Annotated in this window: 11 protein-coding genes; 7 read left to right on the top strand and 4 right to left on the bottom strand. The window is 56.4% G+C overall.

All coding sequences use genetic code 11. The annotated features are described in order from the left end of the window. Nucleotides 1-41: 41 nt before the first annotated feature. Nucleotides 42-3,710, bottom strand: coding sequence for an alpha-L-arabinofuranosidase family protein (locus DC3_RS23805; protein WP_146889337.1), 3,669 nt, complete (start codon nt 3,708-3,710; stop codon nt 42-44). Between the two features lie 462 nt (nt 3,711-4,172). Next, a complete protein-coding gene (locus DC3_RS23800) occupies nt 4,173-5,108 on the bottom strand; it encodes a LysR family transcriptional regulator (RefSeq protein ID WP_146889334.1) in 936 nt (311 codons plus the stop codon). Between the two features lie 151 nt (nt 5,109-5,259). Here DC3_RS23800 and DC3_RS23795 point away from each other — a divergent pair, with 151 nt between their 5' ends. The 6 genes from DC3_RS23795 (at nt 5,260) to folK (ending at nt 9,544) form a co-directional block, all read left to right on the top strand. Beyond that, complete coding sequence (locus DC3_RS23795; RefSeq protein ID WP_146889331.1) at nt 5,260-5,811, top strand: GNAT family N-acetyltransferase; 552 nt, start codon at nt 5,260-5,262, stop codon at nt 5,809-5,811. A gap of 11 nt (nt 5,812-5,822) precedes the next feature. Continuing rightward, nucleotides 5,823-6,353, top strand: a complete 531-nt coding sequence (locus DC3_RS23790; RefSeq protein WP_146889328.1) for a GNAT family N-acetyltransferase — start codon at nt 5,823-5,825, stop codon at nt 6,351-6,353. Between the two features lie 186 nt (nt 6,354-6,539). After that, entirely contained in the window at nt 6,540-7,397 is an 858-nt protein-coding gene (gene folP / locus DC3_RS23785; protein ID WP_371863448.1) for a dihydropteroate synthase, read from the top strand. A 142-nt stretch (nt 7,398-7,539) separates the two neighbouring features. Continuing rightward, nucleotides 7,540-8,106 (top strand): DUF4384 domain-containing protein, encoded by a 567-nt coding sequence (locus DC3_RS23780; RefSeq protein ID WP_146889325.1) that lies wholly within the window; start codon nt 7,540-7,542, stop codon nt 8,104-8,106. A 155-nt stretch (nt 8,107-8,261) separates the two neighbouring features. Continuing rightward, nucleotides 8,262-9,059 (top strand): dihydroneopterin aldolase, encoded by a 798-nt coding sequence (gene folB / locus DC3_RS30100; protein ID WP_146889323.1) that lies wholly within the window; start codon nt 8,262-8,264, stop codon nt 9,057-9,059. Then, nucleotides 9,056-9,544 carry a 2-amino-4-hydroxy-6-hydroxymethyldihydropteridine diphosphokinase gene (folK, locus tag DC3_RS23770; RefSeq protein ID WP_146889320.1) on the top strand — a complete coding sequence of 163 codons (489 nt, stop codon included), beginning with the start codon at nt 9,056-9,058 and terminating at the stop codon, nt 9,542-9,544. The genes folB and folK overlap by 4 nt, the downstream gene beginning before the upstream one ends. A 44-nt stretch (nt 9,545-9,588) precedes the next feature. Here folK and DC3_RS23765 read toward each other — a convergent pair whose 3' ends face one another. Continuing rightward, nucleotides 9,589-10,821: an aminopeptidase gene (locus tag DC3_RS23765; RefSeq protein WP_146889317.1), complete on the bottom strand. Its 1,233-nt coding sequence runs from the start codon at nt 10,819-10,821 to the stop codon at nt 9,589-9,591. A 123-nt stretch (nt 10,822-10,944) separates the two neighbouring features. Here DC3_RS23765 and DC3_RS23760 point away from each other — a divergent pair, with 123 nt between their 5' ends. Continuing rightward, complete coding sequence (locus DC3_RS23760; protein ID WP_146889314.1) at nt 10,945-11,430, top strand: hypothetical protein; 486 nt, start codon at nt 10,945-10,947, stop codon at nt 11,428-11,430. Here the strand turns inward: DC3_RS23760 and DC3_RS23755 are convergent. Continuing rightward, a complete protein-coding gene (locus DC3_RS23755) occupies nt 11,422-12,555 on the bottom strand; it encodes an amidohydrolase family protein (protein ID WP_246130792.1) in 1,134 nt (377 codons plus the stop codon). The two genes, DC3_RS23760 and DC3_RS23755, sit on opposite strands and share 9 nt — an antisense overlap. Between the last annotated feature and the right edge of the window lies 1 nt (nt 12,556).

Raw genomic sequence — 12,556 nt, 5'->3', positions numbered from 1 at the left:
CCCCTGGACGGGTGTCGCAGGGGGACCAGGAGAAGGTGGGTTTAAGGGGTGACGGTCACCAGAGCTTCTGCCTCCAGGTATGTTCCTTCCACGCTGCCCTCCACCCTGAAAGAGCCAGGGGTGCTGAGCTGGACGTCATCGATCTGCTGCCATTTTACAGGAACCGTGCGGGTGGACCCGTCGGTGTTTTTCACGGTCACCTGTTCAGGAAGCACCGGACGTTTCCCGATGCCTGTTTGCATGCTGACAGGCTCAATGGACCCGATGACCGCTTGCTTGCCGGTGTGCAGCCTCAGGATGGTCACGGAGTGGGCCGGGAAGTCATGACTGAAATTCCGGGTGATGCCACCCAGGGTGCGCGTCACAGGTTTGACCTGATCTGGTGCAGCAAAGGAATTCTCGTCGAGGGCAGAAGCGGAGGTGAGTTCAATCAGGGTGGCTGTGGGTTGCAGGTCTTTCACCCCTTGCAGGTTCACCTGGGTGCTCTGGGTGTTTCCGGAGGTGTTGACCACCTTCAGAATGATGTCTCCTGTTTTCTGGTCAAAATTGCTGACACTGTAGAGGGGACCATTGCTGGACGGGGCATCGGTGATGTCGTGAATCAGTTTGTTGTCCAGGTACAGGCGGATGTGGTTGCCCTGCACCTCAATCCTCAGGTCGTACCAGCGTCCGGTTTCGATGGTCACCGGGGTGGCATTTCCGATGGTGGTTTTGACCCCACCCACCGATTTTTCCACTGCCGTGGAGGTGTTCCCCCACCCGCCCAGGTTCCACCAGTGGTAATCGCTGGTGTTCTTCACCCCAAAGCCAATCAGGAAGCCTTCTGCACCACTGTCTTTGCGTGCCCTCAGGCTGAGGGTGTAGTTGCTCCAGTCCTCTCCCTGCCCGAGCAGGAGTCTGGCATCGGTGAGGCTTGCACTGGTCTGTTTCAGGGTGCCTTCTTCAATGCTCCAGTCTCCCCGGTAAGTGTTCCAGTCGGAGATTCGGGTGGCATCTGAGAAATCATTCCCGTACTTCACCGTCTGGTCTCCAGCGGTGATTTTCACATCGTCATACTGCACCGCAGTGTTCCATGATCCCAGCAGGATGGAACCCGTGATGGGCTGTGCATTCACCTGGGTCTGGACCTCTTTTTTCAGGGTGGTGGGCAGAACCTGCTGGCCCAGATGTTGCTTGAAAAGCTGCTGCACATGATAGTTGGGGGTGGCGTACACCTGCTGGTTGTTGAACCAGATCAGGTCGGTGGTCCACTGGGTGCGGTTCTCTTTGGCCAGCAGAGGAGCGAAGGAGGCCATGTGCACCACATCTGAATTGCGCTCCAGTCCGGTCATGAAGGCCGCTTCTGCCAGGGCACTTTCCAGGTTGTTGCGTTTGCCCACCCCGTGGGCGGCATATTCACCCACGAAGACTTTTGGCCCTTTGCGGTCATAATTGTCGTAACGGGTGGCATTGTCATAAAACCACTGGGGAGACTGGTACATGTGCTCGTCGATCAGGTCGGCTTTGCCGGTTTTCTTCACCCAGTCCCAGGCCAGCTGAAAATTGAAATCCGAAGGGAAAGCCCCTGCGCTCAGCACCAGCTGGATTTCGGGGTGTTTTTGCTTGAGCACGTCGTAGAATTTCTCATAGCGGTTCAGGTAATCCTGGCCCCACAATTCATTTCCCACCCCGAGATACTTCATGTTGAAAGGCTCAGGGTGACCGTGCGCAGCCCGGAGGGCACCCCACTGGGTGGTTTTCGCGTCCCCATTGGCATACTCGATCAGGTCGAGTGCGTCCTGAATGTAGGGCCCAAGGTCATCGAGGGCCACCATGTCTGGAGTGCCCGTGCAGGAGGTCTGGCCTGCATAAAGGATGGGAAGGGGTTCGGCCCCGATGTCCTGTGCAAGCTGGAAGTACTCTTGGAACCCGAGCCCGAAGGTCTGGTAGTAGCCACTGGCCCACTGGTTCGGCTGGATTTCCCGTTCAGTCACGTCCCCGATGGTGTTTTTCCAGCGGTAGCGGTTGAAGAAGGAACCTCCCTCCACAATGCACCCGCCAGGAAAGCGCAGGAAGCCCGGTTGCAGGTCATCAAGCTTCTGGGCCAGGTCTTCCCTCAGGCCTTCTGGACGGTTCATCCAGGTCTGCTCGGGGAAGAGGGAGACCATGTCAAAGTCCACCGTGGCAACTTCATTCACCATCAACGCCACACTGGCCGCAGGATCGGTGGTGTTCGAGGTCAGGGTGCAGGTGAATTTCTGCCAGGCTGCAGTCACACCTGAAACTTCACACCTCCCATACACCTCGCCTTGTTGCCCTCTGAGCTGAACGGTGAGGGGTCTGGAGAGGGGAGAGGTCGAGCGGGCATGCACCGAAAAGGTGTAGGCTGCACCTTTCTGAACGGCAATGCCATCAAATCCAGAATTGGACAGTCCTGCACCCGCAGCCGTAACCTCCAGACGCATGTATTGAGGATTGTGCTCATTGAGGGGGCGTTCAGTCTGACCACTGGCCTTTCCTGCCCCTCCAGCGTCCGTGACCACAGCCCACCCACTCAGCTGCGGATCGAATTCAAAGGAACGGTTGCGCACCAGCTCCGCGTACAGACCCCCATCTGCGGCGTAGTTGATGTCTTCAAAGAAAATCCCGTACAGGGTCGGACTGATGGCATGCAGGGGCTGGTCTGCCTGCACATCCAGCGTGTACGCCGTGGCCCCCTGAGCCCAGACCTGCACATCAAAAGTGCGTGTGTCGGTGGTGGTGCCTTTCTGGAGGGTGGCTGTCAGGGTCACGGTCTGGTTGCTCTGGCCTTTTGCCGGACGGGTGACTTTGCCTTCTGCACTGACCACTGCGGGATTTGAAGAGGCCCAGCGGATGGTGGTCCCGGAAGGTCCAGAGGTGGGCAGGTTCAGGTCGTGGGTCTGCTGGGAGGTGTCTCCCAGATTCAGCCATTTTTGAGCATAGGACACGCTGTCGGCGTCGGTCATGCCTGCAGTGACCAGGGCCATCAGTTCCTCACCATTCATGGCCCGGTTGTAGATGCGGAAATCATCGAGTTTGCCATCAAAGAGAGGATCAGGTTCAAACTGGGATTTCCCGATGTAATTCTGGGTGGTGGCCCCCAGTTTCACGGGAAAATTCTGCATGTTGCTGACACTTGCTGACTGGATGCCATCGATGAACAGGGTGTACGTGTTGCCTGAAATCACCACCGCCACATGGTGCCAGTCATTGCCTCCCGGGAAAGCCGGTCCGGTCAGCAGGTTTTCACTGCTGCCTTTGGGAAGAACAGCAAAGCGGGTGGCATTGGTGAAGTCGTTCAGGGTCAGGAACATCCAGTTGTCGGTCCCGGACCCAAAATCAAACACCCTGGCCCAGGTGCCCAGGGCATCAGGCTTCACCCAGGTGGCAATGGTGAGGTCATGTTGCTCTGCAAGCAGGGCCTCTGGCAGACGGATGAACCCGGAGGTTCCATCCAGATCGATGGCCCCTCCAATCTTGCCCGCTGCGGTCCAGCTGGCTTTTCCTTCCATAACACCATCTTTTTTGTTCCCAGAACTGTCTGCGACGGTGTTTCCAGAGGTGCTGTCAAAGGTGTAGTGAAGCAACAGTCCTTCTTCTGCAGCGAAGACGGGAGAGGCCAGAGACACAGCACAGGACAGAGCAAGTGCAAGGCTGAGCCTTGAGCGGGCGTTTTTCTTTTTGGAGCGGGTTGGTTGATGTTGATGCATCAGAATTCTCCTTGAGATTGTGAACGATCACAATTGAAAGCCATAAATGACACAGAGAAGACCAGAAAACCACAAAAGGTGCGTTGCGCCTCTGCGGTCCTGAGGTGTATTTTTGTTCAAGATCGAACCGAATTTCAAACTACAAGAAAGCCTTTAGCGCTCTTTAGCGCATGAGAGCTTCAGGTGGAAACCCTGACCCTGCTGGTGCTGTCGTATTGTGAACGATAACATCATAGGGAATGCAAATCCCCTTTGTCAACCAGAAGCTTTTGTTCTGAGGCCGCGCAAAGTTGCTCCCACCGCAGAAGCTTTGAAGTGTAAAAAATGCCGTCACTGCAAAGACCCCAGCAAGTCCAGCGAGATGTTCGTTCAGTGCAGCTCAAAATCCTTTGGCTGAAACCTGACCGCTGCTCGCTGAATGCTTGAACCATTCGCAAGGCCAGACCTGGGCTCTCACTGCCTTCAGCCGGGTTCCTCCTGCTTTTCCCGGACCACAGTGATGTCCAGGCTCCGGGCCACCTGGGCCAGAATCCCTGCAAAATGCTGGGCGATGGGGGAGGTGTGCTGCCTGCGGGCCAGTTGCACCAGGGCCGTTTCCCGCAGCATTGAAGGGAAGCCCTGAATCTCCAGAGGCACCAGAACCCCTGCATCCAGTTCAGGCTGAATCAGCATCTTGGGGAAAAATCCAGCCGCCAGTCCGGTGTGAACCAGATGTTTGCCCACCTCCATCGGCACATCCGCCACCTTTCTGGCCTGGGTGTTGAGGGTGTTCACGGCCATTGGAGTCACCTGCCACCAGCGCTGTTGCAACAGCAGAGGACAGCTTTGGAGGAAGTCTTCCCGGCTCCACACCCGTTTCTGACTCAGGGGATGGCTGGGATGCACCGCCAGAATGATCGGCTCAATCATGCGCAGCAGGGGCCGCACCTCCGCCACACCGTAATCCAGAGGGGGATAACAGATCAGGCCAAGTTCCACCACACCATCATGCAACTGCTCGATCACCAGCCAGTGGTCCCCTTCAAAGAGGGTGCACTGCACCTCTGGAAAGCGCTCCATGAACACCCCACTGGAGCGGGCCAGCAAATGCACCGTCAGAGAGCGAAGCGCAGCCACCCTGAGAGCACCCTGCTCTCCACTGGCAGCAAGTTTAGCGGCATTCAGACCATCATTCAGTACCGCCAGGGCACGGCGGGCATAAGGCAGAAAACTGGTTCCCCGCTCGGTCAGGTGCACGGTGCGGCCTCTGGTGAAAACCGCTCCTCCCAGGCTTTTTTCCAGCGCCTGGATGCGGGCACTGATGGTGGGCTGGGAAATGCCCAGGGCAAAAGCAGCTTTCGAGAAACTGCCTTCCCGGACGATGCGTTCAAAAGCCAGCAGCTGATCGGTCTCTACCATGCTTTCAGTTTAAAAGATCCCGACAAAAGATCCATCGAAAAACCTGATGCGACAGTTTCACTTCTTCCGCTTGATTCCTCTCTGGAAGCTGAATACTCTTGACCTATCCATCACGAAACCTGATCTTTAAAGGATCAGGCAGGAAGGAGCGATGGTGCAGATTCGTAACGCCACACCCAGCGACCTGAAAGACATTGTGGACATCTACAACTCCACAGTGGCATCCAGACAGGTCACCGCAGACCTGGAACCGGTCAGTGTAGAAAGCCGCCGGAACTGGTTTGCAGCCCACACCCCCGAACAGTACCCCCTGTGGGTCGTGCAGGACAACAGCAGAATCGCAGGCTGGCTGAGTTTTTCCCCTTTTTATGGTCGCCCTGCCTACAGGCACACAGCAGAAGTCAGCATCTACCTGCACCCCGAATACCGCAGGCAGGGACTCGGCAGGGTTCTGCTCACCGAAGCGATCCACCACGCACCCACCCTGGAGTTTCACACCTTGCTGGCTTTCATTTTCAGCCACAACACCCCCAGCCTGAACCTTTTCAGGAGCCTGGGTTTCGAAATTCACGGGGAACTCCCCAACATTGCCGTTCTGGATGATCAGGAACGCAGCCTGACCCTGATGGGAAAACGCATCCAGACCCCACCTGCCCACAACCACACAACAGAAGAACCTGATTCCAGAAGCATTGTGCTCTGAAGGAGGAAACCATGATCGGAGAAGTCAGCATGATTCAGGAATGGAACGCAGAACAGATTCGCCAGCACCGCCGGGATTTTGCCCTCCTGCTCAGAGACGCTGTAGAAGGGGGGAGTTCCATCGGCTTCGTGGTGCCCCTCCCGGAAGCCGAAGTGCAGGAATACTGGAGGTCTGTTGAAGAAGCAGTGGCCTCAGGCCACAAACGGCTTCTGGTGGCCCTCGATGAAGGCCGGGTGGTGGGCACCGTGCAACTCAACCTGGAAACCCGCACCAACGGAAACCACCGTGCCGAGGTCGCCAAGCTCATCGTGCTGACCACCCACAGACGCCGGGGCCTCGGGAAAGCTCTGCTGGACACTGTGGAAGCCCTTGCCCGGAAACTGGGCCGCTCCACCCTCTTTCTGGACACTGTGCTCGGAGACCAGGCCGAAAGGCTGTACCGTTTCGCAGGATACAGCTTTGTGGGCTCCATTCCTGCCTATGCCAGAAACATTCACGGGGTGCTGGAAGCCAACGCCATCTACTACAAGCTGCTGTCCTGAAGAGCCATCAGCCGTCAGCCATCAGCTTTCAGCCCTGAAGCAATGCCTGAGCAAAAGCTGTGTTTGTCACAGCATGTGGGTGTGTAGAGCCAATGGCTGCGAGACCAACTGAATTTCTCGTGGAATGGTTTAAGGGTTGGCCGCTGATGGCTGACGGCTGACCCCTGATCGCTTATTCTGATTCCCGTGAACACCTTTCACCTTGATTTCGGAATTGAGGTTCCAGGCAGTGTGCCCTTTCAAAACAGGCAGCGTGTGAACTGGACGGGAACTGCAGTGATGGGCATCCTGAATGTCACTCCAGACAGTTTCAGTGACGGAGGACAGCATTACCACCTGCAAGATGCACTGGAACAGGCTGCAAGCATGGTGCAGGCAGGAGCCCTGGTGCTGGACATTGGTGGGGAATCCACCCGTCCTGGCGCAGATCCTGTGGATGCACAGGAGGAACTCCGCAGGGTGCTTCCCCTGATTGAGGCCGTGCAGGACCTGAAGGTGCTCATCAGCATCGACACCATGAAACCTGTGGTGGCCCGTGCTGCTCTGAAAGCAGGAGCGCACATCGTCAATGATGTCACAGGCCTGCGAAATCCTGAGATGGTCCGGGTGTGCATTGAAGCAGGGGCTCCGGCCATCATCATGCACATGCAGGGCGAACCTCGCACCATGCAGCAACATCCCACCTATCAGGATGTGACCCGCGAGGTAAAAGAATTCCTGTTCCAGCAAGCAGAAATGGCCCTGCAGTCAGGTGTGCCTTCAGTGATGCTGGACCCCGGAATCGGTTTTGGCAAGACCCTGGAGCACAACCTGAGGTTGATCCGGGATCTCCCTGAGTTGACAGCCCACCCGGTGCTGCTCGGGGTTTCCAGAAAGAAGATGATTGATCGTCTGGCGAACGTTCCAGACGCAAAAGGCCGTGATCCTGGCAGCATTGCAGTGCATCTTTTTGGGGCAGGTGTGGGCGTTGCAATGGTGCGGGTGCATGATGTTCCCGCCCATGTTCAGGCCCTGAAAGTCTGGTCTGCGCTCAGAAGCGTTTAGATGTCCAGGACGGCATATTTTTTGAGAAATTCAACGTGGCTACAGTTTTCCCAAGAAAAAATTCAGGAAAAATCAAACCTTGATTAAAGATTTGGCCCGGTTTTATCACGGTTGTACAAGGCCAGACAGGTAAGGTGAATGCATGAAAAGACACACACTTGTTTTAGGCGCTCTTGCCGCAACCGCACTTACCACCGCACTTGCAGCCCCCCTGGTCAGTCCCCAGCGAATCATTGTCAACCCCGTTCCCACTGAACTCAAAGTCGACACCTGGGTCAACAAGACCGGAACCGATCCGGACTACCGTCCCGGCGAACAGATCAAACTGTACGTCAAAGTCACCCAGGACGCCTACATCTACCTGTTCAACGTGGGCCCAGACGGCACCGTGGACATGGTTCTCCCCAACAAGTACGCTGGCGGTGGCAACTTCGTGAAGGCCAACACCACCAAGGTCTTCCCTGACACCAACGACCAGTTCACCTTCGACATCGCTGCCCCTTATGGCCGCAACAAGGTTCTGGCCCTGGCCAGCAAGACCCAACTGGACCTGAACACCCTGGCCCGCTTTGAGGACCAGCAGAGTGGCTTCGCCAGTGTGAACGCCAGCGGTCAGAAGCAACTGGCCCAGAAGCTCTCCATCATCGTGAAACCCATCCCTCAGGACAAGTGGATCACCGACACCGCCTTCTACGACGTGGTTCGATAAGCCAACAGCGATCAGCATTCAGCTCTCAGCTTTCAAGGAGAATCCATCTGGATTCTCCTTTTTATTTTTGTCTGAACCAGAATCTGAAAAACATCCCACTGGTTTTGCTGACGGCTGACCGCTGATGGCTGACCACTGATATACAATCCTTGTGTATGCAGTATTCCCAAGCCGCCCGAACTGCTTTCCAGCATGCCCGTGAAGAAGCCCATGCCCTCGGGCATGATGAAGTCCTGATGGAACACCTTCTGCTGGGCCTGTTGCGGGAAGCTTACCCTTTTCAGACGCAGATCACTGAACATGGATTCACACCGGAAGTCCTCCGAAAGCGCCTGAAACGTCTGTTTCCTCCGACCACCCGCAGGGACCAGAAATCCATCAGCATGTCCAGCGGGGTGGGGGAGGTCATGGAAACGGCAGCCATTGTGGCAAAGCAATTCGGTCAGAGTGAGATCCTGCCCGAGCACCTGTTGATCAGTGCCCTGGAAGCGTTGCACAACCGTCCCATTTTTGATGGCCTCAACGATGAGGCGCTCCGTGCAGCCATCCGCTACCATTACTCTGCTGAAAAAGTGCCCCCGACGCTTGCCAACCAGCCTCTGGGCAAAGTGGTGCTCTCTGGTCTGGAGTTTCACGGCAGGCATGGGGTGTTTCAGGAGGAAACACGCCTCGGGGCGCGTTTTGTGGTGGATGCAGAGCTGTTTTTTGACTTCGCAGGCATTCCCGATGATGTGGAATCCACCATCGATTATTCAAAGGTGTACCTCACGGTGCAGGACGAGGTGACCGCCAAACGCTATTACCTCATAGAGGTGCTGGCCAACACCATCGCAGACCGCCTGATGATGGAACACCCCCGACTGCAGAGGCTGTTGATCCGTGTGCACAAACCCCATGCGCCCCTCCCAGGGGTGTTCAGGGATGTGTATGCAGAAGTGGAGCGTGTGAGATGAGTCTGGCCCTGATTGCCCTGGGCGGCAACCTTGGAGATGTGGTCTCCAGTTTCCAGTTCGCACTGGACTGGCTGGATGAACTGGGCACCATTCAGGGCAAGTCCAGCCTGTACCGCACCATCCCTGTGGGGGTCGTGGATGCACAGGAAGACTACCTGAACGCCGTGGTCTCTCTGGAAACCACCCTTGTCCCTGAAGAACTGCTGGAAGAACTTCTCAACATCGAGCATGCCCGTGGCCGGGAACGTTTCATCAAAAATGGTGCAAGGACCCTGGACCTGGACCTGCTGGCCTATGACGACTTGGTGTTGAACACCGAACGCCTGACCCTTCCGCATCCCCGAATGTGGGAGCGTGCCTTTGTGCTGAAACCCCTCGGAGACATCCTGCCAGACTGGGTGCACCCACTCAAAGGTCAGAAGGTGTGGGAGGCCGTTTCAGGGCTGGATCTCGAAGGAGTCGAACTCGAAGCTGAAGTCTGGTAACCAAAAACATCCCCTGCATGCAGGGGATGTTTTTGGTTTGGGGCTCAGATCACAAATTCGCCCTGACGCATCACCGGTTCACGGGTGCCGTCAGGCAGGAGACCGTCCACATCCATGTCGTCGCTGCCGATCATGAAATCCACGTGGATCAGGCTTTCGTTGCCGCCCCGGGCTTTGAATTCCTCGGTGGAGAGGTCCACGCCTCCATGCATGTTGTGGCGGTATGCGCTGCCCAGAGCGATGTGACACACGGCGTTTTCATCGTACAGGGTGTTGTAGAAGAAAATGCCAGAGCGGTTGATGGGGCTTGAGGTGGGCACCAGGGCCACTTCACCGAGGCGGGTGGCTCCCTCATCGGTGGCAAGCAGTTTGCGCAGGGCATCTTCGCCCTGTTCTGCTTTGAAGTCCACAACCTGACCGTCTTTGAAGGTGATTTCAAAGCCGTCCATCAGCTGTCCCATGTAGGTGAGCGGTTTGGTGCTGCGAACCACGCCATCCACTTTTTCGCGGTGAGGCAGGGTGAAGACTTCCTCGGTGGGGATGTTGGCGCAGAACGGGTCACCTGCGCGGTTGGGGTTCTGGGCGCTCTCCCAGAAGTGGCCCTCCGGCAGTCCCACGGTGAGGTCAGTGGCTGTGCTCTTGAAGTGCAGGGCACTGTAGTTTTTGCCATTGAGGGTTTTTGCACGGTGGTCCAGAGCCACAATGTGCTCCTGCCAGGCTTGCAGGCCGTTTTCCAGGTCGGCGCGGGTGGCAGCAAAAATTGCATCCCACAGTTTGTCCTGTTGCTCTTCGGCAGGCACATCGGGGAACACAGAGGCGGCCCAGCTGGGGATCGGTGCGCTGATCAGGGTCCAGCTGAAAGCATTGACCTGCACCAGTTCCAGGTAGGGCTTGCGAGACTTGCTGAAGGCCAGATTGTACTTGCTGACCTTCTCGGGGTCCTGGCCTTTGAGCAGGTTGGGGTCGGTGGCGCGGATGGAAAGCACGGGATCACCTTTGCTGGCGTATTCCATCTGGACGCTCAGGTTGAGGTTCGACACCTCGTCAAAGTTGTCGATTCTGGAATGCTGAAAACGGGCGAGCTGCACTGCATCGTCGCTCCACAGCACATCCACCAGTCGGGCTCCAGCTTTGTAGGCCTCTTCCACCACCAGTCGGGCCAGAGGGGCGGTTTCCACGGGGCTCAGCACCAGCAGTCGCTGGCCTTCTTTGAGACCGATGCCGATTTTCACGGCAATTTCGGCGTAATTGCGCAGTTTTTGCTCGAAAGTTAACATACGCCCACAGTTTAACCTGCCTAGAGGACTCAAGCGGTATACGCCAAAACATCTACCGGGTCCAAAATGCGTTTGACATGTTCAAACCAGTGCGGTCTGGTTCAAAACAGTATCATTGGTGACATGAAGAAATTGACAGCTTTGTTGATGTTTGCAGGTGCAATTGCTTTTGCAAAAGACCACAGTGCTCTGCTCAACCAATTCTGGCAGGGCAAAGCTGCAGGGGCCCAGCGTCTACCGAGCCCCACAGAATTGCTGGACATGTTCATGTGGGAGCAAGGGTACCTGAAAGGCTTGCCCGCCCAGGCGGTCTCCCTGTCCTATCCAAAGCAGAAACCCCAGTCCCGCAGCCTGATCTTGCTTGGCTGGTCGGGCAACTACAAGGACTTTATTGGAACAGAAAAAGTCACGTATCTGGGCCTGTATGAGGGCAACAAAGTGAATTACTGGACCATTGAATCTGGCCCTTTCAAGTCACGGCTGCTGGGGATTCTGGACACCAAGCAGGCCCCTGGCAAGCCCACCATGATGTCCATCAGCGATCTGGAATTCATGACCTTCAACTCCACCAGTTTTTACATCTGGTACGCCCAGCACAAGTCAAAATGACCAGAACTGCAGGTTACTGACCGGTTCGCCGCGCCTCAGAAACGGCACGTTCAGGCCCAGCACCCGGTAATTGCCTTTGACGGCAGCACGGACCAGAGAGCGCAGGGGCACCTCCTCTCCGTACAGGGTGCTGGCAAACTGAATCTCATCCAGAATGTTCAGGGTTTTGCCACTGCCTGTGCTGTCTGTGCCCATGCCAATTTCAACCCCATGTTGGGCAAAAGCAGGCCAGTTGAACACACCACAGTCCAGTGCCTGGTTGCTTCTGGGACAGGTCACCACCGGACAGCCTGCTTCGGCAATCAGGCGGATGTCCGATTCATGAACGTTGACCACATGAATGAGGGTGGGACGGGTTTTCAGCACACCCAGCAGATGCAGGTGCTCCACAATGGTGGGTCCATTGGCGTGGCCCAGAATGTCTGTGGTCTTCTGTCCTGACCAGCCTTCCACGGCACGGGCCAGATCTCCGGTGCCGGAGGTGTGGAACTCCAGTTCACTCGGGTGTTCTGCCACATGGATCTGCATGGGAAAGCCCTCGGCATCTGCAAATTCACAGAGCATTTTGAGCAGTTTTCCAGAGACCGTGTGGGGGGTGTGCGGACTGAGCCCGACTTTCATGCCCCCTGGACGTTCCAGCTTGCGCCACCTTCGCAAACGTTCCACCGTGGCCTGAAAGATGGGGTCTGCATGCTCAGGATTCACCCCGATGACCTCCCAGTAGGCGATCCCCTGAGCAGATTCGTGTTGCAACAACGCTTCCATCACGTTCTCTTCGGTGACGATGTCTCCCACCTTGCGGGCCGTCTGGGTCAAACCCTGTAAAGCCGATTCCAGATTGCGCTTGCCTGTGCGGGAAAAGGCAATCACCTCACCAATCCATTCGGTGTAGGGCTTTTCGGTGTAGGGCATGGCACTGAGGTCCAGATGGGTGTGCGCGTTGGCAGGCTCTGGAGCGATCACTCTGTGGTGCCCTGCAAAAACGGCCTGCGGGTACATCTGTTTCAATTCATCTGGTGTGCCCGTGGCCACAATGAGTTCTTCAGAGACCACAATGGCCCCATTGTTTCTGGGGGTTCCCATTCCGGAATACAGCACATCGCAGGTGTACAGTTTGAGCTGCACT

The organism is Deinococcus cellulosilyticus NBRC 106333 = KACC 11606 (assembly GCF_007990775.1).
Lineage (GTDB): Bacteria > Deinococcota > Deinococci > Deinococcales > Deinococcaceae > Deinococcus_C > Deinococcus_C cellulosilyticus.
This window is presented reverse-complemented; position numbering and strand designations above follow the sequence as displayed.